Here is a 25,047-nt window from a genome sequence, read left to right as displayed (position 1 = left end):
CCTCGCAAGGATTCCGGGTTGTCCATGTTGCTCAAGTCGTGGTGGTTGCCGTTGTTGTGTCTGGGTCTGGCCGGTTGCAGCCAGCTGGAAAACCCGGGCAATGTCACCGCCGCCGACAAGGCCGTGCGGGCACAGACCGCCGATGGCGACCACATGGTCTCGATCAACGCGGCCGATGCGCCGCCACCGCCACCGCCCGCGCCCAAGCGCGGTGACCTGCGCTGGCCGGACGCGGCCCTGGAAAACGGCAAGGCGTGGATCAGCTGCGATACCGACTATGCCGGCGACGCGGGCGATGGTGCGCCGCTGGAGGCGCTTGATCGGGCCAGCATCGATGCCGCGCTGCAGCCGTGCGCCGAACGTGGCCTGCTGCGCGTGCGCTATGTGGGCAAGATCAATCCCGGTTTCTCCGAGCTGGTCGCGCGGCTGGCCGTGGTCGCCGATGCGCAGCGTATTTCCCGGCGCATCCTTGATCTGGATTCCAGTGGTGGCCAGGTCGAAGCCGCCATCGTGGCGGGGGATCGCATCGGCGAATCCAACTGGACCATCTGGGTGCGCGAAGGCTCGGTCTGCCACAGCGCCTGCGTGTTCGTGCTGGCTGCCGGCGACAACCGGCTGGTATCGGGCAAGGTCGGCATCCACCGCATGATGCGGATCAGCTCCAAGGCCACCTCGCGTGCCGAGCTCAACCGCGAACTCCATGAGGTGTACGACAACGTCAAGGATTACCTGCAGCGCAACGGCGTGGCCGTGGGCGTAGCCGATCTGATGATGACCGTGCCCAACCGCAGCCTGCGCCTGCTCACCGCCGAGGAGCTGCGTCAGTTCGGGCTGGATGGCACCAACGCGGTGCAGGATGACCTGGAACGGATCAAGCAGATGCGCAAATGCGGCGATGCGTTCGTCCGCCGCAAGGACGCGTTCCTGGTCGCTTTCGATCAGGAGTGCAAGCGCGAAGGCAGTGAATTGGAGGCCGTCAACAGCTGTGGGCAGGCTCTGAAGCAGCGCTTCGGTTTCCCGGATGAAACCTGTCCGGACGAGAGTCCGCTGTCGGAGATCGATGTCTCCACGCTGCTGCCGGCCACCACCGCGCCCGGTCAGCCGGATGCCGTGGAGCAGACGCTGGGCGATGCCCGGCCGGCGCCGGCCGAGGCGGCCGAGCGCAACTGACGGAGGACTCACGCCCTTCCCGTAGACTGGAGCGCAGTTCCTTCCAGCCAACGGTGTCCTGATGCGTGTTCCGCTGCTGCTGTTGTCCGCTCTGCTGCCTTTCGCCGCGCTGGCCCAGACGCCACCGCCGCCGGCCACGCCTGCACCGGCCCCGGCGCGCCCCGCGCCTGCCGCCCGCCCGGCACTCAGCCCGGCGCAGCAGGCGCAGGTGCAGAAGCAGGATGCGGAAATGACCGCTGCTGCATTGCAGGTCGCGAAGCTGGTCGATGCCAACCGTGCCGGCGAGGCATGGAAAGGCGCTTCGGCCGTGGCGAAGAAGTCAGTGACCGAGCAGGCCTTTGTCAGCCAGCTCACCGCCGATCGTCAGCGCCTTGGCGCGCTGGCCTCGCGTGGCCAGCCGGTGGTGACCCGGGTCAAGTACGCCGCCGGGGCGACCGTCCCGGAAGGCCTGTACATCAACGTCAGTTTCCCCACGCGCTTTGCCAACAGTGCCCAGCCGGTGCGCGAACTGGTGTCCTTCCGGTTCGACGAAGACCGCGTCTGGCGCCTGGCCGGTTACAGCGTGCGCGCCGCCACCCCCTGATCGCCGGAGACTGCGCAGATGAGTATCGAGATCCAGATGCTGGTGTGGTCGATGGTGCTCGGCCTCGTGCACGTGTTTGCACCTTCCACGTTGATCACCCGCGAGCGCGGGATCGGCTGGAATGCCTCCGCGCGCGATCAGCCGATGCCGGCGCCGAGTCCGCTGGCTGGCCGCCTGCAGCGGGCGCAGAGCAACTTCATGGAAACCTTCCCCTTCTTCGCCGCCGCGGTGCTGGCGGTGGTGCTGACCCAGCGCCAGGACGGGATGACGGCCGTGGCCGTGCAGCTGTACTTCTGGGCGCGGCTGATCTATCTGCCGCTGTACGCCGCCGGCGTGCCGTATGTGCGCAGCCTGGTGTGGCTGGTGTCGCTGCTGGGCATCGTGATGCTGCTGTGGGCGTTGCTGTGAACCCGCGCTGGCGCACCTGATCCAGATCAAGGACGGCGCCGGCGCTGCGGCGTTAAGCTGCGCTGGACACGCAACGGCAGGATGGGATCATGCAGTCAGTGGATGTGGTGGTGGTGGGCGCCGGCCCGACCGGGCTGTGCTTCGCGCGCGCGCTGGCCGATACCGGCCTGAGCGTCACCCTGATCGAACAGCAGCCGCGTGCCGCGTTGGCGCAGGCCGCCTTCGACGGCCGTGAGATGGCGCTGACCCATGCCTCCCGCCAGATCCTGGCATCGCTGGGGCTGTGGGCGCAGCTGGATCCCGCCGAGATTTCCCCGTTGCGCGATGCCAAGGTGATGGATGGCGGCTCGCCGTTCGCGCTGACCTTCGCCGCGCACCAGCGCACCGGGGACGACCTCGGCTGGCTGGTGCCCAACCATCTGATCCGTCGCGCCGCCTGGCAGAGCGTGCAGGGCCAGGCCGGTCTGGAAATCCTGGACCAGGCCAGCGTCACGGCCGTGAGCCCGGGCCCGGCCCACAGCGTGGTGACCCTGGCCGATGGCCGCCAGCTGGCCGCGCGGCTGGTGGTCGCTGCCGACAGCCGCTTCTCCTCCACCCGCCGCCTGCTGGGGATTGGCGCGCAGCTGCGTGATTTCGGCAAATCCATGCTGGTCTGCCGCATGCAGATCGAGGTGCCGCACCAGCACACCGCCTGGGAGTGGTTCGGGTATGGGCGCACGATGGCCCTGCTGCCCCTCAATGGCGACCAGGCCTCGGCCGTCATCACGCTGCCGCCGCGTCAGATCGCGGCCTTGATGGGCCAGGACGAGGCCGACTTCGGCCGCAGCATCAGTGGCTTTTTCGAGCATCGGCTGGGCGCGATGCGGCCGGTGGCCACGCCGGTGGCGTATCCCCTCGTGGGGGTGTATGCCAACGCGTTCGCCGGCGATCGCTGTGCGTTGATCGGCGATGCCGCCGTCGGCATGCATCCGGTCACCGCGCATGGCTTCAATCTGGGGTTGCAGAGCCAGCATCGACTGGCCGGGCTCCTGCGCAAGGCCGCAGGGCAGGGACGCGACATCGCCGCACCCGCCGGGCTGGCCGCTTACGAGCGCGGTCACCGGCTGGCCTCGCGGCCGCTTTATGAGGCAACCAATGCGATCGCTTCGCTGTACACCGATGACCGCCTGCCGGCGCGGCTGCTGCGCCGGGCCGGACTGCGGCTGGCGCACGGGGTGGCCCCGTTCCGCCAGCTGATCACCGCCCATCTGACCCAGCGCGATACACTGCGCTGAGTCCGGCCGGGAAGATCAGGGCGCGTCGCTGTCGGCGATCACGTGAATGACCGTGTCGGCGAACTGAACCTGCTGGCCCGCGCGGATCTTGCATGCCTTGCGCAGTTCCACTTCACCATCGACCAGCACCTGGCCGTCGCCGATCACGGTCTTGGCCTCGCCGCCGCTGGTGACCAGGTCGGCCAGCTTGAGCAGCTGCTTGAGCTCGACGTAGTCGCGGTCCAGTTCAAATTCGAGGGTCTGCATGGAGCGGGTATCCTGGGAAGAGGCGCGGACGTGGGGCCGGGCCGGGAAAGGGCGCGTATTGTGCGCCAGCCGGCGGCGCAACGGCATCCATCCGGGAATCTGTATGCGTTGTTCAGGAACGATGCGGTATCATCGCCCCCTGAGTGAGTGAATTCTCCTCCGACCGAGCAGCGCCAGGGCACGCGATAAGAAAGGGCGCCCAAAGCGCGGACCATCCCCCTTTTTTATCTCACTGCCCTCTAGAACGGCGGTGTTTCGGAGTTTCCCATGTCCCAAGAATCCCCCGCGCCGCTGCTGTTTGCAGATCTCGGCCTGTCCGACGCTGTGATGCAGGCCGTCGCCACCGTCGGTTACGAAACCCCGTCGCCGATCCAGGCCGCCACCATTCCGGCGATGCTGGAAGGCCGTGACGTGCTCGGCCAGGCCCAGACCGGTACCGGCAAGACCGCCGCCTTCGCGCTGCCGGTGCTGTCCAACCTCGATTTCAACCAGACCAAGCCGCAGGTGCTGGTGCTGGCCCCCACCCGCGAACTGGCCATCCAGGTCGCCGAGGCGTTCCAGACCTATTCCTCCGGCATCCCCGGCTTCCGCGTCCTGCCGGTGTACGGCGGCCAGCCCTATGGCCAGCAGTTGTCGGCCCTGCGTCGTGGCGTGCACGTCATCGTCGGCACCCCGGGCCGCGTGATCGATCACCTCGAGCGCGGCACCCTGGATCTGTCCGAGCTGAAGACGCTGGTGCTCGACGAAGCCGACGAAATGCTGCGCATGGGCTTCATCGACGACGTCGAAGCCGTGCTGAAGAAGCTGCCGGAGACCCGCCAGGTCGCCCTGTTCTCGGCCACCATGCCCTCGCAGATCCGCCGCATCGCGCAGACCTACCTGAAGAACCCGGCCGAAGTCACCATCGTCAGCAAGACGACGACCTCGGCCAACATCCGCCAGCGTTACTGGTGGGTGAGCGGCATGCACAAGCTGGACGCGCTGACCCGTATCCTGGAAGTGGAACCGTTCGACGCGATGATCATCTTCTCGCGTACCAAGGCAGCCACTGAAGAGTTGGCCGAGAAGCTGCAGGCGCGCGGCCTGGCCGCCGCCGCCATCAACGGCGACATGCAGCAGGCCCAGCGCGAGCGCACCATCGGCATGCTCAAGGAAGGCAAGCTGGACATCCTGGTCGCCACCGACGTGGCCGCCCGTGGTCTGGACGTGGAGCGCATCAGCCACGTGCTGAACTACGACATCCCGTACGACACCGAAAGCTATGTGCACCGCATCGGCCGTACCGGCCGTGCCGGCCGCACCGGTGACGCGATCCTGTTCGCTACCCCGCGCGAAAAGGGCATGCTGCGTGCCATCGAGCGCGCCACCCGCCAGCCCATCGAAGAGATGCAGCTGCCGAGCGTGGACGCGGTCAACGACACCCGCATCACCAAGTTCATGAGCCGCATCAGCGATGTGCTCGATGCCGGTGGCACCGAGTTCTACCGCGACCTGCTGCAGCGCCTGGAAGGCGAGAAGAACGTGCCGGCGATCGAGATCGCCGCCGCGCTGGCCAAGCTGTTGCAGGGCGATTCGCCGTTCCTGCTGACCCCGCCGGTCCGTGGTGCCCGTGAAGAGCGTGCCCCGCATCAGCGCAACGAGCGCAGCAACGACCGTGGCGAGCGCCCGGCCCGTTTCGAGCCGCGCTTCGAGCGGGGTCCGCGCCGTGAAGACGACCGTGGCCCGCGCCCGCCGCGTCCGGAAGGCGACTTCGGCAACAGCGAAGGCGGCGCCGAGCGCGCCCCGCGCCGTGACATCGCCCCGCGCGGTGCCGCCGAGCCGGGCATGGAAACCTTCCGCATCGAAGTGGGCCACGTCCACGGCGTGAAGCCGGGCAACATCGTCGGCGCGATCGCCAACGAAGCTGGCCTGGAAAGCCGTTTCATCGGCCGCATCGACATCCATGACGACTTCTCGGTGCTGGACCTGCCGGCCGAAATGCCGCAGGACCTGCTGACCCACCTGAAGAAGGTGTGGGTCTCGGGCCAGCAGCTTCAGATGCGCAAGGTCGAGCCGGGTGAAGACCTGACCCCGTCCGCGCGTCCGCCGTTCAAGCCGAAGTTCGGCCAGGGCAAGCCGCGTGGTCCGGGCGGTCCGGGTGGCCCGCGCAGCGGCCCGGGCGGCAACGACCGCCCGCCGCGTCGTGACGGCTTCAAGCCGCGCGGTCCGCGCAACTTCTGATCGCCCCAGGGTGATCAACGCGACGCCAGCCTCCGGGCTGGCGTCGTCGTATCCGGCCTGCGCGTCCCGGTCCGCCGGTTTCGCACCGTCTCAACAGTGCTGGCCCTAGCCTGCGGATTGGACCATGCTCCAATGGAATGAGTTTCCACATCCGCAGCCCCGGGGGGATCGGCGATGTCTGGAGGTCGCAGGGAGAGTGGCGGCACCGCGATACCGTATTCGATGCGGGGGCTGACCCTGCGCTTTGTGTTGTTGACCGGCATGGCCATCGGCCTGGTCGGGATTTCCGCGGTGATCCAGGAGCTGCAGGCCGCCTCCACGGCATGGATCATGGGCCAGAGCCACTGGTCGCGCGGCCAGCAGCAGGCCACTCACGCGCTGTCGCGGTACATCGCCTCGGGTGATGCCGTTGACCTGGGCGCGACCCGGCAGGCGCTGCGGGTGCCACTGGGCGACCTCACCGCCCGCCGTGCCCTCGAGCAGGCCGACCCGGACATCGCCGCAGCACGCCAGGGCTTCATTGAAGGCGGCAACGCCCGTGGCGACATCAACCGTTTGATTCTCTCGTATCGCTACCTGCGCGATCAGCCGTATTTCCGCGATGCGGTACGCCTGTGGCGCGACACCGATGACGATCTGCTGCAACTGGTGGCCATCACCGACCGGGTCCAGGCCGGGCATGCCGCCGGCACACTGACACCGGCGGTGCAGCAGGCCCTGCTGCGCCGGGTGCAGGCGCTGGATGTGGGCATGCAGAACCAGGCGCGTGCGTTCTCCAGCGCGTTGCTGCACACCGCGGCGATGGTGCGCATGACGACCTTCATCGTCGGTGGCCTGTCGGTGCTGGCGATCACCCTGGTCGCGGTGCTGCTGGCGCGCCGCGTGCGCAACGACCTGACCGAACAGGAGAGCCGCTTCCGCGCCGCGTTCTACCAGGCCACGGTGGGCATGCTCAAGCTGGATGAGGACGGCGGCATCATGGAGGCCAACCAGGCCATGGCCGATATCCTGGGCCAGCGCCGCGAGGCCCTGCTCAGTCTGTCGCTGGCCGATCTGCTGGTGGAGGGCGAGCTGATCCTGGACGAGCGCGGCCGGATCGACTGGCCGCGCCAGTTGCGCCCGGGCGAGCTGCGCTTCCTGCGCGCTGACGGCAGCCTGATGTGGGGGCGCTGGAGCGGTACCGTGGTGCACACCCGGGCGCGGGCGCCGGCGGTGTTCGCGCTGGTGGAAGATGTTTCGCAGAACCATGCCCTGGCACGCGAGGTGGAGCACCACGCCAGTCACGACCCGCTGACCGGGCTGATCAACCGCCGCGAGATCGAGCGGCTGCTCGAACAGGCGCTGGTGGCGGTACGGGCCGAGGGCGGCACCCACTCGCTGTGCTACATCGATCTGGACTACTTCAAGCTGGTCAACGACGGGTTCGGCCACGCTGCCGGCGATCAGCTGCTGCGCAGCTTCGCCGATTACCTGGTGGGGGCGGTGCGTGATGGCGACTGGGTCGGCCGCCTGGGGGGCGACGAGTTCGCCTTGTTCCTGGCCAATGCCGGGCAGGATGAAGCCAAGCAGGTGCTGCAGCGGGTGGTGCGCACGCTTGGCCAGGTCAGCATCCAGCAGGGCGACGGCGCACCCCGGGTGAGCTGCAGCATCGGGGTGGTTGAGATCAGCCCGGATGCGCCGGATGTCAACTGGTTGATGAGCGCCGCCGATAGTGCCTGCTACGCGGCCAAGGAGGCCGGCCGCAACCGGGTGCACTGCTACAACGAGAGCCGCATGGCACTGGATGAGCGGCGGCGCGAAGCGGAGCGGTTGGCCAATGTCTCCAGCGCGATGGCCGAGAACCGCATGCTGTTGTATGCACAGCGCATCGAGCGGGTCGGCGATCCGGAGTTCCTGCATTACGAAGTGCTGGTGCGCATGCGCAGCCCGGAAGGCGCGCTGCAGGGGCCGGCCGAGTTCATGGGCGCGGTGGAGCGATACGGCATGGGCATGGCACTGGACCGGCATGTGCTGTCCCTGCTGTTCCGGCACCTGCAGGTGTGCCCGAGCCATGTGCAGCAGCTGGGCCTGTGCAACGTCAACGTGTCCGCGCAGTCGATCGCCGAGCCGAGCTTCCTGGCCTTCGTCACCGATCTGCTCGAACGCAACCGCGGCCTGGCGCGCAAGCTGTGCTTTGAAATCACCGAGACCGCGGCGGTCAGCAACCTGGATCAGGCACGCGCCTTCATCGACGCGGTGAAAGCGCGTGGCTGCCGCATGGCGCTGGACGATTTCGGCTCGGGGCTGTCCTCGTTCGGCTACCTGCGGCAACTGCCGGCGGACATGCTCAAGATCGACGGCGTATTCGTGCGCGACATGAACCTGGATCCGGTCAACCGTGCCGCCGTGCGGGCGATCACCGAGGTCGGCCGCGAGCTTCACATGATGGTGGTGGCCGAATGGGTGGAATCGGCGGTGGTCGCCGATCAGCTGGCCCAGATGGGCGTGGAGGGCCTGCAGGGGTATGCGATCGAACGGCCGATTCCGCTGGAGCGGATGACCCAGCTGGCGATCCGGCCGGTGGGCGCGGGCCGGCCCTCCGAGGCCTGGCGGGGCGTGCCATGATGCGATAATCGCCGCCGACGGTTGCGGACACGGTGTGCGCGGACGAACACGGGCGGGCAGGGCGCAGGTGTGAGCAACGGGGGCGGGTATTCAATCGGGTGGATGGCGCTTGCGCTGGTGCTGCTGTGGCTGTTGCCCTGGAGCCTGCAGGCCGCGCCGCGCGTGGGGCAGGACTTCCTGTTGCTGGGTGGGGCCACCGATGAGGTGACGCCGCAGCGCGCCTGTACGCCGGATGTGCTGGCACGCCACCAGGAAGTGCTGTCGATTCCGGCGCCGGCCGCCGGCTGGTCGGGCAAGCCCCAGGCCGTGGATGTGTTCGGCGTGCTCACCGGCGAGGTCCGCATCAGCCACGGCGACCGCGAGATCTGCGGCAGCATGCACGATGCGCGGACCCGTGATTCGCGCTTCCGTGCGGGGGTCGGGCTGGTGGTGGTGCCCGAGGCCGGCGATCACGAACCGATCGTGGTGTCCTGGACCCGCCCGCTGAAGGACCGCTGGGTGCCGACCATCCAGCTCGGCGCCCCCAGCCCGGTGCAGCAGAACGACACCGCCCGGCTGCTGATGCGCGCGGCGTGCATCGCGGTGGCGATCGCGCTGGCGCTGTCGGCGCTGATGGGCTGGGCCACCACCCGCGACCGCTCGTTCCTGGTGTATGTGGGTGCCTGTCTGGTGTTCGTGCTCTGGCAGGCGGTCCTTGGTGGGCTGAGTGGCTATCCCGAGCCGTGGTTGCCGGTGCAGGACCGTGCCTCCTGGTGGCTGATCGCACTCACTGCGTTCAGCCAGGCGCTGCTGCTGCCGATCCTGTGGCGGCTCAATGGCGGCGACCGGCGGTGGCCACGCTCGCGCCCGGCGCAGCACCTCGTGCTCTGGGGGCTGATCGCGCTCGGCCTGAGTGTGCCGCTGTGGGGGCTGACCGGGCTGGGCATCGTGGCGCTCGTACTGGAGTGGAGTTTCCTGGGGGCCTGCACGCTGTGCCTCGGCGCAGGCCTGTGGGGGCTGTGGCAGCGCGATGCGCATGCACTGCCGGGGCTGGCCGCGCTGGCCCCCTGGTGGATCATGATCGGGGCCGATGCGCTGGATGCGCAGTGGCTGGTGGCCTATCGGATCGAAGCGTTGCAGCTGTCGGCGACCTGGTTCCTGATGATGGCCGCCTATGCCCTGAACCTGCGGCTGGGCCGGCTGCGCCGCCAGCGCGATGAAATGCGCCAGCTCGCCGATACCGACATGCTGACCGGCCTGCCCAATCGCCGCGCCGGCCTGCGCCTGCTCGCCGAATACCTGGAACGGGCGCGCCAGGAACCGCACGCACTGGCGATCGGCTTCCTGGATATCGATCTGTTCAAGGACATCAACGATCAGTTCGGCCACGACGTCGGCGATCAGGTGCTGGTCGCGGTGGCGCGCGCGCTGCGCGGTTCGGTGCGCAATCACGACGATGTGATCCGGATGGGCGGTGAAGAATTCCTGGTGCTGCTGCCCGGCGCCGGCCATGCCGCCGCGGTGGCGCGGCTGGAGACGGTGCGCCAGCAGGTGGCGGCCGTCACCCAGGCACTCGGCATTGCCGGCCTGACGGTCTCGGCCAGCATCGGCCTGGCCGTGCTCAAGCCGGGCAGCGACGACCTGGCCGGGCTGCTGCGCCGGGCCGACCACGCCATGTATTGCGCCAAGCGCAACGGTCGCAACCAGATCCATGACGGCGAGCGCACCACGACCGCCGGCGATCCGCTGCCGGCCTGAACCGCCGGCACGCGGAAAAACGCAGCAGCGGCCGCCTTTTGCCCGATAATGGGCCGATGACAACCCGACTCAACAAGCATATCGCCGACACCGGCTTCTGTTCCCGGCGCGAAGCCGACCGCCTGATCGGCGAACGCCGCGTCACCGTCAATGGCCATCCGGCCGGTACCGGTGCGGTGGTGGGCGAACAGGACGTGGTGCTGGTCGACGGCCAGCCGCTGCGCGCGCGCGAAGCGAAGAAGGCCGGCGGCCGCAAGCATGTCTATATCGCGCTGAACAAGCCGGTGGGCATCACCTGCACCACCGAAAGTTCGGTCAAGGGCAACATCGTGGAGTTCGTCGGCCACGAACAGCGCATCTTCCCGATCGGCCGCCTGGACAAGGATTCCGAAGGCCTGATCCTGCTGACCAGCAACGGCAACATCGTCAACCAGATCCTGCGCGCCGAGAACGGGCACCAGAAGGAATACATGGTGGCGGTCAACAAGGCCGTCACCGACGAGTTCCTGCGTGGCATGGCCCGCGGCGTGCGCATCCGCGATGAGGTCACGCTGCCGTGCCGGACCAGCAAGCTGGCCAAGTTCGGGTTCCGGATCACGCTGCAGCAGGGCTTGAACCGGCAGATCCGCCTGATGGCGGCCGCGTTCGGCTTCCGGGTCACCCAGCTGCGCCGCGTGCGCATCGACAACATCAAACTCGGTGCGCTCAAGCCGGGGCAGTGGCGCAATCTCACCGATGCCGAGCTCAACGGCCTGCTGCCCAAACAGCTGGACTGGTGATGCTGTGCGTCACGCCGTGACGCCGTACCCGGGCTAGACTGATCCGGCACACGCCACCGCCTGCCACGATGATCAAGCCGTCCAAGCCGGACAACGAAGCACAGCGCCTGCTGGCGCTGCAGCGGTATCAGATCCTGGATACGCCGCGCGAGCGGTCCTTTGATGATCTGGTCACGATCGCCACCGCGCTGTGCGGCACCCACATGGGCGCGGTGACCCTGGTCGACCAGGACCGCCAGTGGTTCAAGGCGCGGCAGCTGCTGGACGCACCCGAAACCACCCGGGACATCTCCTTCTGCGGTCACGCCATCCTGCAGCCGGACCAGGTGATGGTGGTCGAGGATGCGCGAACCGACCCACGCTTTGTCGACAACCCGATCGTGGTCGATGAGCCGCATATCCGTTTTTATGCGGGCGCGCCGCTGCTGAGCAGTGACGGCCTGCCCTTGGGCACGCTGTGCGTGTTCGATGCCGCCCCCGGGCAGCTCAGCCCCGGCCAGCGCGATGCCCTGTCGGCGCTGTCGCGGCAGGTTTCGCTGGTGATGGAGCTGCGCCGGTACGCGCATGAAATACAGCAGCACATGACCGATCGCGCCTGGTACGAGCAGCGTCTGGCCGAGTACAACGAACTGCTGGAACAGCAGAACGCCGATCTGGCCGAACAGAGCCGCACCGATCCGCTCACCGGCCTGCCCAACCGCCGCGCGATGAGCACCGCGCTGGAGGCGGCGGTGGTGGATGCCGAGGGTCACCCGCGCGCGACCGCGGTGGCGCTGCTCGACATCGACCACTTCAAGACCGTCAACGATCTGTACGGTCATGCCACCGGCGATCACGTGCTGGCCGAACTGGCCCGCCTGCTGCGCGCGCATTTCGCCGGGCATGGCCTGGCCGCGCGCTATGGCGGCGAAGAGTTCGTGGTGCTGATGCCCGACACGCCGTTGGCCACGGCAGAGCTGCAGTGCGATTTCCTGCGCATGGCGGTAGCCGATCTGCCGCTGGGCCTGCCGTTGACGATCAGCATCGGGGTGGCCGCGCACCGTCACGGTGATGCGATCGAGCAGACCCTGGCCCGCGCCGATGCGGCGCTGTACCGGGCAAAGGGCGAGGGGCGCAACCGGGTCATCCGCGCCGACTGATGTGCACGGGTCGTATCCGCGGCAGGGACCGGGTGTTGGCGGGTACGCCCGCTCAATCGGCGATGTTGCGTGCCTCGGACGTCGCCATCAGTTCCGGGTGCTGCACCTTCCGGCGGCGGTTGAGCAGCGGGTGCAGGAACACCGCCCCGACGATGATCGCCACGCCGGCATAGAACAGCGGGGTCAGCTCCCGTTGCTCGCTGAGCAGGACCATCGCCAGCAGGATGGCGTAGACCGGCTCAAGATTGGTCACCAGCTGCGACGTGTAGGCGCTGATGTGGCGCAGCGCGACCAGCGCGAGCGCGAACGGCAGCAGCGTGCACAGCCCGGCCAGGGTCAACAGCAGCAGGCCGTCGTGCAGGTCCGGGATCACCCACAGGTCGCTGGCCAGGGCGGGCAGCAGGAAGGGCAGTACCGGCGCCAGCAGGGTCAGGGTGAGCGTGCCCGCACCGAGTTCCAGCGCGGTCACGGTGAGTGGGTCGGCATGGCTGACCAGGCGCTTGTTGAGTGAGCCGAAGATCGCCACCAGCAGCGCCGACAGCGCGCCGATCAGCACGCCCAGGCGCATGCCATCGGGCACGCCGCCCACCACCAGCGCGACGCCCGGCAGGACCAGGATCCCGAAGGCCAGCTCACGGAACTGGAAGGGGCGCTTGGCCACCCAGGGCTCGATCACCGCGGTGAACACCGGCGCCAGCGCGATGCAGGTGGCCGCCACCGAGGCATTGGCCAGCTTGACCGCGCCATAGAACGTGAGCCAGTGCAGCGCGACCAGCGCGCCCACACCGCAGTAGCCGGCCACCAGCCGCGGCGACAGCTGGCGCAGCCCGCGCCACACGCGCGGCACCAGGGCCAGCATCGCCACCACCAGCAACATGCGCCACCACACCAGCGGCAGCGCGGGCAGGGTGATCAGCTTGCCAAGGATGGCGGTGACGCCCCACAGCAGCACACAGAAATGGATTTGCAGCAGGGCTCTGCGGGTATCGGTCATCGGCATCCGCCTATTGTGCGACACGCCGCGCCGCGAAGGATGCTTTCCACGCGATCCAGCGCGGGGGCGTGGCATTCTGCAGCGATGACACGCCTGCCTATCGCCCCTGTCCCCGCCGGACTGCCCCGCACCCTTCGCACCTTGGCCGGCCTCACTGCGGTGATCGCCGTGGCGGCACTGCTGCTGCAGTACACGTTGCTGCTCGACACACCGGGCCTGGGTGCTGCGGACGCGACGCTGCGCTACCTGGGCTACTTCACCATCCTGAGCAACATCGGCGTTGCCGCCGTCTGCCTGGCACTGGCCCGCGGCGGCCGTGACGGGCTGGCCGGCCCGGTCCCACGCGCGGCGGTGGCGCTGTTCATCGGCATCACCGGGTTGATCTACGTGACCCTCCTGGCTCCGTTGTGGGACCCGCAGGGCGCACAGTGGTGGGCCGATACGGGTCTGCATTACGCGGTGCCGGTGCTGTATCTGCTTGGCTGGCTGGCCGGGCCGCATGGCAGCCTGCATAGGCGTGGGTTGCTCAGCGCACTGGCGTTCCCGACGGTCTACCTCGGCTGGGCCCTGCTGGTCGGGTGGCTCAGTGGGCAGTACCCGTATCCCTTCCTGGACCTGGGCGCGCTGGGCATCGCGCTGGTCGCGCGCAATGCGCTGTCCGTGGGGGTGGTATTCGTCGTGGGCGGTGCGCTGCTGTGGTGGCTGGATGGAGCCTTGGCCGCGCGCCGCCGGAACCGGTAGCGCATCAGCTGCCGCCGAGCAGCTCCAGCTGATCGCGCAGCGCCATCGCCGCGCCGGGATTGCGCTGTTTGGCCGCACCGATGAACAGCACATACACCTCGCGCGGTGGCTGCGCGGGGAGTTCGGCAGCCAGGTGGGGAAGGTCCGGATTGTCTTCGCCGCGGGCCCAGCGCATCGCGCGCAGGCACCATTGCTCCATGGCCCTGGCCGGGTAGCCGGCGCGCAGGTTCGCGCGTGAGTGCATCAATCGCGCATAGATGAAGTCGGCGGTGGGGTCGGCGAAACTGGGGTACTCATCCGAGCCGCTGAACACCAGCGCGGCACCGTGGGCGCGGGCAGCGGTCAGCAGCGCCGGCGTCCACGCCGCGGGGTTGCGCACCTCCAGTGCGTGCTGCAGGCGGTGGCCGTCGACCTTGCGCGGCAGCATGCCCAGGAACCGATCGAATTCGGCCGCACCGGCGGGATGGCTGTCGCTGAACTGCCAGATCAGTGGCCCCAGCCGGTCCTCCAGAACGCGGATGCCCTCGATGAAACGTTCGGCACGTTCGCCCACCGTGGTCAGGTCATGGGTCTGGGTGATCGTGCGTGGCGCCTTGGCCGAGAAACGGAAGCCCTCGGGCGTCTGCGCGCGCCACTGGGCATAGATGGCCGGCTTCTGCGCGCGGTAGAACGTGCTGTTGATCTCGATGCAGCCCAACTGCTGGCTGGCGTAGGCCAGTTCTTCGCGCTGCGGCAATCCAGCCGGATAGAACGTGCCGCCGCGCCACGCCGGGAAGACCCAGCCACCGATACCCGTGCGGATGGAGCCGGCCGCAGCGCTCATGCGCCGTCCGCGCGGTCGACCCATGGGTCGTAGCTGCCGAACCACCACAGGTAGCCTTCCAGATCGCGGCAGGCATAGCCGCGGCCGCCATAGGGCTGGTCGGCGATGTCCATGACGATCTGCGCGCCGGCGGCAACCGCGCGCGCATGATGCGCATCGGGATCGGCGACGATCACGCAGGCGCTCTGGGTCTGGCGACCGCCGAGCTCGTCCGGATGGACGCTGTAGCGGCCCCACTCACTGCCGTTGTCGACCGAGCCGAGCATGATCATGCCGTGGCCGTAGACAAGCTGGGCGTGGTGAACGGTATCGCCATCGGCATACACCGCCTGTTGCTGGAAGCCGAATGCGCGCTGCAGCCACGCAATCGCGGCGTGCGCATCGCGGTAGCGCAGGCAGGGAATGATCGTGGCGGTGGTCTCGGCGGGCGCGGTCATGGCGGGCCTCCTTCTGGCACAGGCGAGCCTGATCCGGGCCGCGTTACCATCGTGCGAAACCGGGGCATCGGCACGCTCGACGCCCCCGCCACACGCAACCGGAGACACTGCTTGAAGACATCCTGGATCGGAGGCGCCGTGCTGCTGGCATGCGCACCCTTGGCATCGGCCGCCGTGCCGGCCGAACTGCAGCGGCTGGACGCCACCATCGAACGCGCCCGCAGCGAGTTCGACATCCCCGGCATCGCCGTGGCGGTGGTCAAGGATGGCAAGGTGGTGATGGAGCGCGGCTACGGGGTGCGCGAGCTGGGCAAGCCGGACCCGGTGCAGGCCGATACGCTGTTTGCGATCGCCTCCAATACCAAGGCGTTCACCGCCACCTCGCTGAATCTGCTGGCCGAGCAGGGCAAGCTGAAGATGGACGATCGCGTGATCGATCATCTGCCCGGCTTCCGCATGTCCGATCCGTACGTGACCGGCGAAATGCGCATCCGCGATCTGCTGTCGCACCGCAGTGGCCTCAGCCTGGGCGCGGGCGACCTGCTGTTCTGGCCGACCACCTCCTACAGCAACAAAGAGGTGGTGCAGCGGCTGGGCAAGGTGCCGTTGAAGGCCGGCTTCCGTGATCGCTATGCCTACGACAACATTCTCTACGCGGTCGCCCAGCAGGTGATCGAACAGGTGTCCGGGCAGACCTATGCGGACTTCCTGCAGCAGCACATCTTCACCCCGGTGGGCATGCAAGGCACCCGCTACAACGCCGATCATCTGCAGCCCGGCGACAACGCTGCAGTGGGGCACGCCAAGTATGATTTCAGCCAGCTGCGCACCGTCGCGCCGCTGACCTGGTCCAACAACGCCGGCGCCGGCGGCATCTATTCCAGCGTGCACGACATGGCGCGCTGGATGAACGTGCAGCTGGCCCAGGGCACGCTGGAGAACGGGAAGCCGCTGTTCACCGCCAAGACCCAGCAGGCGATGTGGCAGATGATCACCCCGCAGGTGGTGCCCGAGCCGAGCGTGCCGCAGCTGGCGGCGGCACGGCCGAACTTCGCCGGCTATGGCGAGGGCTGGAGCCTGAGCGATTACCGGGGCCAGAAACTGGTCTGGCATACCGGCGGCTGGCCGGGCATGGTCTCGCGCGTGACCCTGGTGCCGGCGCAGAAGCTGGGCATCGTGGTGTTGACCAACCAGGAAGTGGGCGCGGCCTTCAACGCGATCACGATGGAAGCGCTGGATGCCTATCTGCAGGCACCGGCCACCGACTGGGTCGCCGCGTACGCAGCCGCCGTGGCCAAGTCGCAGGAGAAGGCGGACGAGGGCTGGGCCAAGCACCTGGCCGCACGCGATGCGACATCCAAGCCGTCGCTGCCGCTGGCACGCTATGCAGGCGGCTACCGCGACGCATGGTACGGCGAGGTATTCGTTGAGCAGCAGCGCGGCAAACTGCGCCTGCGCTTCGGCAAGACCGCGCAGTTGATCGGCACGCTGGAACATTGGCAGCACGATACTTTCCTGGTGCGCTGGGACGACCGGTCACTCAACGCCGATGCGTTCGTGAACTTCAGTCTCGATCCGGACGGCAAGGTCCGCGAGGTGCGCATGCAGGCGGCATCTTCGCTGACCGATTTCAGCTTCGATTTCCAGGACCTGCTGCTGACGCCGATCGCGCCGGAGGCCAAGGGCTGAACCCCGTCGCCGGCGTGTGAGGGAGGTGAGAGTAAAACAGCAGGCCGCGGTGGGATAATCGCGGCCTGTTTTGTTTTCGGTGCACTGCGATGTTCCGCTGGTTCGAATCGCTGATTCCGGTTTTCCCGCCGATCGATGCGCGCATGCCACCGCGCAAGGTGGTGCCGTTCTATATCCACTATCTACGCCCGGTGTGGCCGGTGCTGCTGGCCACGCTGATCGCCGGCCTGCTGTTGGCGCTGGTCGAAGTGGCGATGTTCGATTTCCTTGGCCGCATCGTGGACATGGTCGCCGAGCAGCCCGGCAGCGATTTCTTCGCCCGGCATGCGAATACATTGATGTGGATGGCCGGCATCACCCTGATCGCGCGGCCGCTGCTGGTCTCGCTGCACAGCCTGCTGGTGAACCAGGCGATCGTACCGGGCCTGAGCAACCGCTCGCGCTGGTTGATGCACAACTATGTGGTGCGGCAGAGCCTGAGCTTCTTCCAGAACGATTTCGCCGGCAGCATGGCCAACCGGGTGATGCAGACCGGCACCTCGCTGCGCGAATCGGCCGTGCAGATGGTCGATTCGCTCTGGTACATCATCGTCTACACCGGTACTGCGCTGTACCTGTTCGCGCAGGCGGACTGGCGGCTGATGATCCCGCTGGGGCTGTGGATGGCCGGGTACGCGGTGATCATGTGGTACTTCGTGCCGCGGGCGAAAGAGCGTGCGTGGATCGCCTCCGAAGCGCGCTCCAAAGCGATGGGCCGCATCGTGGATGGTTACACCAACGTGCCCACGCTGAAGCTGTTCGCCCATGGCGGGCGCGAGCAGGCCTACGTGGCCGAGGCGATCGACGAACTGGCCACCAAGCACCGCGGCCAGACCCGGGTCACCACCGGGCTGGAAGTCACCATCGCCATCGTCAACGGCTTCCTGATCGTGGGCACCTGCGGCCTGGCGCTGTGGTTGTGGAACGGCGGCCACATCAGCGTCGGTGCGATCACCCTGGCCACCGGCCTGGTGATCCGCATCCACAACATGTCCGGCTGGATCATGTGGACGATCAACGGCATCTTCGAAGATATCGGCACGGTGCAGGACGGCATCACCACCATCTCCCAGCCGCTGACGGTGCAGGACCGCGCCGATGCCGTGCCGTTGGTGGTCAGCCAGGGCGGCGTGCATTTCGATCACATCCATTTCCATTACGGCAAACGCGGAGGCGTGATCGCCGGCTTGGACCTGCAGGTGAAGCCCGGTGAGAAGATCGGTCTGGTGGGTCCCTCGGGTGCCGGCAAGTCGACCCTGGTCAATGTGCTGCTGCGGCTGTACGACCTGGAAAGCGGGCAGATCCGCATCGATGGGCAGGACATCGCCGGGGTCACCCAGGAAAGCCTGCGCCGGCAGATCGGCGTGGTCACCCAGGACACCTCGCTGCTGCACCGCTCGATCCGCGACAACCTGCTGTACGGGCGTCCGGATGCAACTGAGGAGCAGCTGCATGCCGCGGTGGCCAAGGCACGCGCCTCGGCCTTCATCGATACGCTGGTCGATGGGGAAGGGCGCCGTGGTTACGACGCGCATGTCGGCGAGCGCGGGGTAAAGCTGTCCGGTGGCCAGCGCCAGCGCATCGCGATCGCGCGGGTGCTGCTCAAGGACGCTCCGATCCTGGTACTGGACGAGGCAACCTCTGCACTGGATTCGGAAGTGGAAGCGGCGATCCAGGACAACCTGGATGAATTGATGACCGGCAAGACGGTGATCGCGATCGCGCACCGCTTGTCCACGATCGCGCGCATGGACCGGCTGGTGGTGATGGATCAGGGCCGCATCGTGGAAACCGGCACGCACGCCGAGCTGATCACGGCCGGCGGGTTGTATGCGCGGCTGTGGGCACGGCAGACCGGGGGCTTCGTGGCTGCCGACGCGTAAGTCGCGTCATGCCCGTCCCGCAGAAAAGAAACGGCCCGGGTCACCCCGGGCCGTTTGCCTGTCTGACGAGGAACGAGGCAGTGCTTACTCGATCGGCTGGTCCAGCATCAGCTGGCGCGCGAAGCGCACCGGCGGGGCGCCGTAGGACAGCATCTGGTCGTGGTAGGCCTTCAGGTTGAACTTGGCCCCCTGCTTGTCCTGCACGGCCTTGCGGGTATCGAAGTGTTCCTGCGCGCCGACGAAGTAGGTCGGCAGCTGCGCGGAGGTCAGCTGCGCACGTACCCACTTGCCCGAGGCTTCGCTCTCCTGCTGGAAGGCGTCGTGGGTCATCAGGTGCATCGCCTGCTCACGCGTCCAGTTGTCCACGTGCACGCCCTGGTCCAGGATCGCGTTGGAGATGGTGCGCAGGTAGAACTTCAGCTGCACCAGGTGGAACAGCGGATCGTTGTCCAGATAACCCTGCTCCTGCATCATCCGCTCGGTGTAGACCGCCCAGCCTTCGGCGAACAGGCCCGAACGCAGCACCGCGCGCAGCGTGGAGGGGAACTTGCCCGAGTGCCAGCCTTCCAGGTAATGGCCCGGAGTGCCTTCGTGGATGCTCAGCAGGTGGATCATGCGGCTGTTGTATTCGCGCAGGAACGAATCGACCTGCTTGTCCGTCCAGTCGTCCGGAATCGGCGAGACCGCATAGAAGGTCTTCAGGTTCTTGTCGAGCGGGCCCGGCGAATCGCAGTAGGCCACGGCCACGCCACGCTGGAATTCCGGCATCAGGATGATGTCGACCGGAGAATCGGGCAGGGTCATCAGGTCATGCTTGCGCACGAATTCGGTGGACTGCTCCAGCGCGGCCTTGGCGTCTTCAACGACCTTGTCGCGTGCCGGCTTGTCGGCATAGGCCAGCTCCAGCGCGGCTTCGATCGCGGCCTGCTGCTGCTCGTCGCTCGGGTTGGCCGGCAGCGCCGGGGCGCCGGGCTTGTCCTTGAGCACGGTCTGCGCGATGCCATACATGTCCTGGCGCACTCGCTTGAGCTCGGCACGCGCGCGCTCGCCGATCTCGGCGCGCGAGAGCGAGGAGTTCAGCGCGAACTTCAGCTTCTGGTCGTACAGCTCCGCACCGATGCGGAAGTCCCCCTTGGCGTTGGGCACCAGGGTCTTGTCCAGCCAGGTCTGCTGTTCGTCGACGGCCTTCTTCAGGCCCTCGATCGCAGCCTGCAGGCGCTTCTGGTCTTCGGCCGGCAACTCACCGATGTGCGGGGTGATGAAGGTATCGACGATGCTCAGGATGCCGCGGTTCTGCTTGGCCACGGTTTCGGCATGGATCTTCGGCACGCGGGCCGGGTCCAGGTTCTCGCGGGCCTGGGCGAAGATCTGCGGCAGCTTCTCCATGCGCGCGGTCGCCGACTTCAGGCGGTCGGGCAGCGGCGCGAACTCACGCGCCATCAGGCCGTAGAGCGCGCTGCCGGCCATGCCGTTGTACATCTGCGGGTCCCACTTGGGCGACTGCAGCACTTCCGCAGTCCAGACCTCGGACTGCAGCTGGTTGCGCAGGATCGCCGCGTCCACCTGGTTCTCGCGCGAGAGCTTGCTGACGTCGATCTTGTCCAGATCGCCCAGCAGTGCCTTGTACGCGGTGAGCACCTTCTGCTGGCCGGCCGCGCTCAGGTCGTCGATCTCGCTGTCGTAGCGGTGGTCGCCGATCTGCGTGGCGCTGATCGGGGAGAGCTGCATCCAGGTGTCCAGGGCGCGCTTGGACAGGTCGGCGAAGGCCGCATCGACCGCGGCATCGCCAGCCGGGGTGGCCGCTTCGGTGCCGGTGGTGGGCGTCGGGGAGTCGGCCTGCTGGCAGCCACCAAGGGCGGCGATCAGGGCGAGGGCAAGCAGATGCTGGCGCATCGGTGTTCCTGTACTGGGGACAATCCCCGAGCATAGGGCCGATGGCCCCCGTTGTCCCCGTGCCATTGGATTACCATGCGCCGTGAAGATCGCCGTATTGACTGGAGTTGCACTGTGACTGGATGGACAGGACGGGCCCGCGCCGGGCTGGCAGGGATGCTGTTGTTGGGCCTGGTGGCCTGTGGCCGCAGCGGGCCGAACTACGCCGCCGACGCGGCCGCCGGGGCCGTGGCATCTCCCGAGGGCGCGTTCCTGGCGTATGAACACGACATCCGCATCCAGCTGGATGCCAAGCGCATCAGTGAGCGGGTCAAGGCCGTGTCCGCGGCCTGCCAGAGCAACCGGTTCGGTGATTGCGCGGTGCTGCAGGTGGGCGAGGAAGGCGGTGAAACCCGCTCCGGCTCCATCCGCGTGCGCATCGCGCCCAAGGGCGTCGAGCCGATCATCGCGCTGGCCGGTGAAGGCGGCGATGTGGCCTCGCGCAATACCCATGCCGAAGATCTGGCCCAGCAGGTGGCCGACACCGCACTGACCCAGACCCGGCTGCAGAAAGAGCATGCGCAGCTGCAGGCCTATCAGCAGCGCAGTGACATGAAGGTGGCCGACCTGTTGGCGGTCTCGCAGCGCATGGCGGAGATCGAGGCCGGGCTGGAGCAGGCCAACAAGGAGGCTGCGCAGCAGCGTCGCCGGATCGATACACAGCTGGTCACCCTGCACTTCGAAGGTCCGGCGGGGCAGCGCAGCCGCAGCGACATCGGCAGGGCGTTCAGTGAGTTCGGATCGATCTTCACCACCAGCATCGCGTTCGTGATCCGCGCGGTGGCGGCACTGCTGCCGGTCGGCGTGGTGGCGTGGGCGGTCGGTGCCGTGGGCCTGGCGCTGTGGCGCCGCCGCAAACGTCGCAAGGCCGCGGCGGCCGCGCGCTGACCATGCCGGTCGTGCCGCGCGCTAAAGCGCGGCACGACGGTTGACTCAGCCTTCGTCCTGCTCGTATTCCACGAAGACATCCAGCTCCAGCGCCAGTTCCTGCACCGCGTCACGCACGCGCTGGGCGCCGAGTGCGTTGCCTACTTCCACTTCCAGTTCGTGCGTGCCCGGGCCGATGTCATCGGACAGGCCGGCCGAGCTGGAATCGTCGTCGTCCATGTGCGGCATCAGGTCGTCGGTTTCCTCGACGTGTTCGATCCCCTCGATGCTCTGCAGCAGGTCGGTGATGGCACGTGCATCGTCTTCGGTGCCGGTGATTCGCAGTCGCAACAGGGCCATGGGTCGAGCCTCGGGGGAAAGGGACTCCAGCCTAGCCAGCACGCGGAAAAGGTCGGGTGAGGATGCGCGCCGGGTCGTGGCGCCCGGTTCAGTCGTGCGTGCGGTCCGCAGGCGGCAGGCCCAGCAGTTCATCGGGCAGGGCGGGCAGCGGGGTGCGCTCATCCAGTGCTTCGCGCTTGAGCCAGTCCATGAACGCCTGCGCGGTCGGGCTGAGCGGCCGGTGTTCGGCGTGGACCACATAGTAGGCGTAGCGCGCCTTGAGTGCGGGGCCGGGCAGGCGCACCAGCTCATAGCGCTGCAGGTAGGGCTGGGCGATGTGCTTGCGCGCCAGCACTGCGCCGATGCCGTAGACCGCGGCGCGCATCGCATCGGTGCTGTCGCTGAAGGTGTGCAGCGAGGGCAGGTCGAGCCCGCGCACACCCGCCGCCCGGAACCAGTCGCGCCAACCCTGCGGCGACATGTCGCTGAGCAGCGGCAAGGTGGCGATCTGTGCCGGTTCGCGCAGCGTCGAGACGCCCGCCAGGGAAGGTGAGGCCACCGGGCAGAGTTCATCGTCCATCAGGTGATGCGCGGTCATGCCTGGCCACTGGCCAAGACCGTAACGGATGCCCAGTTCCGGACCCGTCTCGTCGAAGCGCACCAGCTCGGTGCTGGTCTGCAGCTCGATACGCATGCGCGGATGCTGTTGGGTGAAGCGCGGCAACCGCGGGATCAGCCAGCAGTACGACAGCGAGCGGATGGTGGTGACCCGCAGCGGCACGATGTCCGCCTGGGGATGCAGGTTGCCGGCCACTGCGTTGAGATCACTGAGCGCGGCCGCCGCCGCGTCGGCCAACTGGCGGCCTTCGGCGGTCAGCCGCACGCCGCGCGCATGGCGCTGGAAGAGGATGGTTCCAAGCAGGTCTTCCAGCCGTCGCACGTGGTGGCTGACCGCGCTGGCGGTGAGGTGCAGCTCCTGGGCGGCGTGGGCGAAATTCTGGTGGCGTGCGGCAACCGCGAACACCCCCAGCGCGGGCAGCAGGGCAGGGCGAAGGATCATGGTCGAGACCCAAATCATATTTGTGGCTTGCACGGATACTACGCGCTTGTGGGCGCGTGACGGCAGGCGGATGCTGTTGCCCTTCCTCCCCCGGATTCACGCGCATGTTGCCGTCCCTTACCGCTCGCCCTGCGTGTCAGCTTCCCTGCGGAGGCCCACCGTGAGCGGGGCGCCGCTGGCCGCAGGTACGGTGGAGCGCGATTGGCGTACCCCGCTGGAACTGACCGTACTCGGCGCGATCTGGGGCTGCTCATTCCTGTTCATGCGGGTGGCCGTGCCGGCCTTCGGACCGTACGCACTGGTGGAGGTGCGGTTGCTGCTCGGCGCGCTCGTGCTGCTGCCGTTCCTGTGGCAGGCGCGCGCCCAGTTCCCGGCGCGTCGCTGGCTGTGGCTGGCACCGATCGGCCTGATCAATTCGGCCATCCCGTTCGTCCTGTTCGCCTGGGCCGCACAACGCGCCCCGGCCGCGATCGGGGCGATCTGCAATGCGATGACCGTGCTGTTCGCCGCGCTGATCGCGTTCCTGTTCTTCGGCGAAAAGATCGGCATGCGCCGCGCGATCGCCCTGCTGGTCGGCTTCGCCGGCGTGGTGGTGCTGGCCACGGCCAAAGTGTCCGGTCTGAGCATCGGTGCGGCGGTGATGGCCGGTGCCCTGGCCGCGCTGTTGTATGGCCTGGGCGTCAATCTGGTGAAGCGCCACATGACCGGCCTGCCGCCGGCGGCCTCTGCCGGTGCCACGCTCGGCTGCGCGGCGATCCTGCTGCTGCCGATGGCGCTGACCCATTGGCCGACCGCCCCGATCCCGATGCTGTCCTGGGCCTGCGCGATCGCCTTGGGCGTGGTCTGCACCGGCCTGGCGTTCCTGATGTTCTACCGCCTGATCGCCCGCATCGGCCCGGCTCGTGCCTCGACCGTGACCTATCTGGTGCCGATGTTCGGTGCGCTGTTCGCGTGGCTGTTCCTGGGCGAACCGGTGACCGGGGCGATGGTCGTGGCGGGCGTGCTCATTCTCGGGAGTGTGGCGGTGTCCCAGAAGCGATAGAGATCGCTTCTGCGAAGGCGATCAGCCGGCCAGCGGCCGGCACGACCGAGACGTGCATATCCAATCCCATGCACGTTCAACGCGCCAGTGGCTCGGCCTTATCGCACCGGCACCGGGATGTTGCACAGGTCGATGTGGCCGGCCGGCCGCTTGTAGAAATCATCGACGCGGTTGCGGCGCGCTTCGGTCGCATCGGCAAAGGTCCTGGAGTCGGTGCGCAGCACCTGCAGCTTGGGGCGCTGCGCAGCCGGTACATCGCTGGCCCGCTGGATCGACTGGATCGCGGTGCGCTGCGCCGGATCGGCGTAGAAGCCCATCGGGGCCGGTCCACGCGGCAGCGCGCTGAGCAGCTCCATGCCCTGCAGCACGCGGCCGACCACGGTGATGTTGCGGTCCAGCTGACGCGGTGACTGCCCGGTCACCACGTACAGCTCCGCGCCGATGCTGCTGTCTTCCTCGTTGCTGCGGCCGGCGCCCAGTGCACCGTAGCAATGCGCCAGCCAGGTCTTGCCGTCCTCGCGGTCCTGGCCCACCGGGAAGCCGTCGACGAAACCGGTCTGGTCGGCCCAGCCGTCACGGTCGGGCAGGGGGCTGACCTTGAGCCCCTTGCTGTCGCGCTGGAACTCCGCCGGGAGCTTGCGCGTGGCGCTGCCGAGCGGCTTCGCCTTGGCGGCATCATCGGCGTCGGCATCGCCGAACTGCACCACGAAATTGTCCTGCGCGCGGTAGATGCTCTGGCCATCCCAGAAATGCTCGTGGGCAAGCGTCTGGATGTTGGCCACGTGCTGCGGCGCGAACGCCGGGGCCAGCTCGATGATGACGCGGCCGGCGGGCAGGTTCATGTACAGCAGGTTGGCCGGGTCGGGCGTGCGCCAGTCACTGTCCGGCGAGGCGTCCAGAATCTGCTGCGGGCTGCGGTAAGGCGTGGCCGCGCTGGCAAGGCTGGGCAGCAGGCAGGCCAGGGCGAGGGTGAGCAGGGCAGGACGACGTGGCGACATGGCAGACCCGTTCAGGAAGGGAGTGCCCGATTGTGCGCGAAGC

Annotated in this window: 22 protein-coding genes; 14 read left to right on the top strand and 8 right to left on the bottom strand. The window is 67.9% G+C overall.

The window, feature by feature from the left end; translation table 11 throughout:
- Nucleotides 1–27 precede the first annotated feature (27 nt).
- The 4 genes from AC06E9_RS14995 (at nt 28) to ubiM (ending at nt 3,435) form a co-directional block, all read left to right on the top strand.
- Entirely contained in the window at nt 28–1,170 is a 1,143-nt protein-coding gene (locus AC06E9_RS14995) for a COG3904 family protein (protein WP_193222759.1), read from the top strand.
- A 61-nt stretch (nt 1,171–1,231) separates the two neighbouring features.
- Nucleotides 1,232–1,753 carry a DUF4019 domain-containing protein gene (locus AC06E9_RS14990; RefSeq protein ID WP_478056327.1) on the top strand — a complete coding sequence of 174 codons (522 nt, stop codon included), beginning with the start codon at nt 1,232–1,234 and terminating at the stop codon, nt 1,751–1,753.
- Between the two features lie 18 nt (nt 1,754–1,771).
- Entirely contained in the window at nt 1,772–2,161 is a 390-nt protein-coding gene (locus AC06E9_RS14985) for an MAPEG family protein (RefSeq protein ID WP_121041417.1), read from the top strand.
- An 89-nt stretch (nt 2,162–2,250) separates the two neighbouring features.
- Nucleotides 2,251–3,435: a 5-demethoxyubiquinol-8 5-hydroxylase UbiM gene (gene ubiM, locus AC06E9_RS14980; protein WP_478056326.1), complete on the top strand. Its 1,185-nt coding sequence runs from the start codon at nt 2,251–2,253 to the stop codon at nt 3,433–3,435.
- Between the two features lie 15 nt (nt 3,436–3,450).
- Here the strand turns inward: ubiM and AC06E9_RS14975 are convergent, their stop codons facing one another.
- Nucleotides 3,451–3,681, bottom strand: coding sequence for an RNA-binding S4 domain-containing protein (locus AC06E9_RS14975; protein ID WP_019184435.1), 231 nt, complete (start codon nt 3,679–3,681; stop codon nt 3,451–3,453).
- Nucleotides 3,682–3,948: 267 nt separating this feature from the next.
- On the opposite strand from AC06E9_RS14975, the gene AC06E9_RS14970 reads away from it, so the two are divergent.
- The 5 genes from AC06E9_RS14970 to AC06E9_RS14950 all read left to right on the top strand — a co-directional run bounded on the left by AC06E9_RS14970 (nt 3,949) and on the right by AC06E9_RS14950 (nt 12,160).
- Nucleotides 3,949–5,901 (top strand): DEAD/DEAH box helicase, encoded by a 1,953-nt coding sequence (locus AC06E9_RS14970; RefSeq protein WP_121041421.1) that lies wholly within the window; start codon nt 3,949–3,951, stop codon nt 5,899–5,901.
- Nucleotides 5,902–6,075: 174 nt separating this feature from the next.
- Nucleotides 6,076–8,505 carry a putative bifunctional diguanylate cyclase/phosphodiesterase gene (locus AC06E9_RS14965; protein ID WP_478056325.1) on the top strand — a complete coding sequence of 810 codons (2,430 nt, stop codon included), beginning with the start codon at nt 6,076–6,078 and terminating at the stop codon, nt 8,503–8,505.
- 102 nt (nt 8,506–8,607) lie between these two features.
- The gene (locus AC06E9_RS14960) at nt 8,608–10,242 is read left to right on the top strand and encodes a sensor domain-containing diguanylate cyclase (RefSeq protein ID WP_121041425.1); all 1,635 of its coding nucleotides are present in this window, start codon (nt 8,608–8,610) and stop codon (nt 10,240–10,242) included.
- Between the two features lie 56 nt (nt 10,243–10,298).
- On the top strand, nt 10,299–11,021 hold the full coding sequence (locus AC06E9_RS14955; RefSeq protein WP_121041427.1) for a pseudouridine synthase: 723 nt from the start codon (nt 10,299–10,301) through the stop codon (nt 11,019–11,021).
- Nucleotides 11,022–11,089: 68 nt separating this feature from the next.
- Entirely contained in the window at nt 11,090–12,160 is a 1,071-nt protein-coding gene (locus AC06E9_RS14950; RefSeq protein WP_152151710.1) for a GGDEF domain-containing protein, read from the top strand.
- A 52-nt stretch (nt 12,161–12,212) separates the two neighbouring features.
- Here the strand turns inward: AC06E9_RS14950 and AC06E9_RS14945 are convergent, their stop codons facing one another.
- Nucleotides 12,213–13,160, bottom strand: coding sequence for a DMT family transporter (locus AC06E9_RS14945; RefSeq protein WP_121041431.1), 948 nt, complete (start codon nt 13,158–13,160; stop codon nt 12,213–12,215).
- Between the two features lie 78 nt (nt 13,161–13,238).
- On the opposite strand from AC06E9_RS14945, the gene AC06E9_RS14940 reads away from it, so the two are divergent.
- Nucleotides 13,239–13,895 (top strand): Pr6Pr family membrane protein, encoded by a 657-nt coding sequence (locus tag AC06E9_RS14940; RefSeq protein ID WP_478056324.1) that lies wholly within the window; start codon nt 13,239–13,241, stop codon nt 13,893–13,895.
- Between the two features lie 4 nt (nt 13,896–13,899).
- Here the strand turns inward: AC06E9_RS14940 and AC06E9_RS14935 are convergent, their stop codons facing one another.
- Entirely contained in the window at nt 13,900–14,718 is an 819-nt protein-coding gene (locus AC06E9_RS14935; protein ID WP_478056323.1) for a DUF72 domain-containing protein, read from the bottom strand.
- Nucleotides 14,715–15,155, bottom strand: coding sequence for a VOC family protein (locus AC06E9_RS14930; RefSeq protein WP_478056322.1), 441 nt, complete (start codon nt 15,153–15,155; stop codon nt 14,715–14,717). The genes AC06E9_RS14935 and AC06E9_RS14930 overlap by 4 nt, the downstream gene beginning before the upstream one ends.
- A gap of 111 nt (nt 15,156–15,266) precedes the next feature.
- On the opposite strand from AC06E9_RS14930, the gene AC06E9_RS14925 reads away from it, so the two are divergent.
- On the top strand, nt 15,267–16,844 hold the full coding sequence (locus tag AC06E9_RS14925; RefSeq protein WP_152151729.1) for a serine hydrolase: 1,578 nt from the start codon (nt 15,267–15,269) through the stop codon (nt 16,842–16,844).
- Between the two features lie 89 nt (nt 16,845–16,933).
- Nucleotides 16,934–18,766 (top strand): multidrug efflux ABC transporter SmrA, encoded by a 1,833-nt coding sequence (gene smrA, locus AC06E9_RS14920; RefSeq protein WP_121041442.1) that lies wholly within the window; start codon nt 16,934–16,936, stop codon nt 18,764–18,766.
- Between the two features lie 84 nt (nt 18,767–18,850).
- Here smrA and AC06E9_RS14915 read toward each other — a convergent pair whose 3' ends face one another.
- Complete coding sequence (locus AC06E9_RS14915) at nt 18,851–20,659, bottom strand: DUF885 domain-containing protein (RefSeq protein ID WP_121041444.1); 1,809 nt, start codon at nt 20,657–20,659, stop codon at nt 18,851–18,853.
- A 156-nt stretch (nt 20,660–20,815) separates the two neighbouring features.
- Between AC06E9_RS14915 and AC06E9_RS14910 the strand changes: the two genes are divergently transcribed.
- Nucleotides 20,816–21,586, top strand: coding sequence for a DUF4349 domain-containing protein (locus tag AC06E9_RS14910; protein WP_478056321.1), 771 nt, complete (start codon nt 20,816–20,818; stop codon nt 21,584–21,586).
- A 45-nt stretch (nt 21,587–21,631) separates the two neighbouring features.
- Here AC06E9_RS14910 and AC06E9_RS14905 read toward each other — a convergent pair whose 3' ends face one another.
- Nucleotides 21,632–21,925, bottom strand: coding sequence for a hypothetical protein (locus AC06E9_RS14905; RefSeq protein WP_019184421.1), 294 nt, complete (start codon nt 21,923–21,925; stop codon nt 21,632–21,634).
- An 88-nt stretch (nt 21,926–22,013) separates the two neighbouring features.
- Nucleotides 22,014–22,964 carry a LysR substrate-binding domain-containing protein gene (locus AC06E9_RS14900; RefSeq protein ID WP_152151734.1) on the bottom strand — a complete coding sequence of 317 codons (951 nt, stop codon included), beginning with the start codon at nt 22,962–22,964 and terminating at the stop codon, nt 22,014–22,016.
- 160 nt (nt 22,965–23,124) lie between these two features.
- Between AC06E9_RS14900 and AC06E9_RS14895 the strand changes: the two genes are divergently transcribed.
- Nucleotides 23,125–24,006 (top strand): DMT family transporter, encoded by an 882-nt coding sequence (locus AC06E9_RS14895; RefSeq protein ID WP_478056320.1) that lies wholly within the window; start codon nt 23,125–23,127, stop codon nt 24,004–24,006.
- Nucleotides 24,007–24,104: 98 nt separating this feature from the next.
- On the opposite strand, the gene AC06E9_RS14890 is transcribed toward AC06E9_RS14895, so the two are convergent.
- Complete coding sequence (locus AC06E9_RS14890) at nt 24,105–25,004, bottom strand: peptidylprolyl isomerase (RefSeq protein WP_478056319.1); 900 nt, start codon at nt 25,002–25,004, stop codon at nt 24,105–24,107.
- Nucleotides 25,005–25,047: the final 43 nt, after the last annotated feature.

The sequence above is a fragment of the Stenotrophomonas sp. Steno-Z10-BAI genome, from assembly GCF_056393115.1.
The sequence above is the reverse complement of the archived record's forward strand: the minus strand, read 5'-3'. Positions and strand labels throughout refer to the sequence as shown.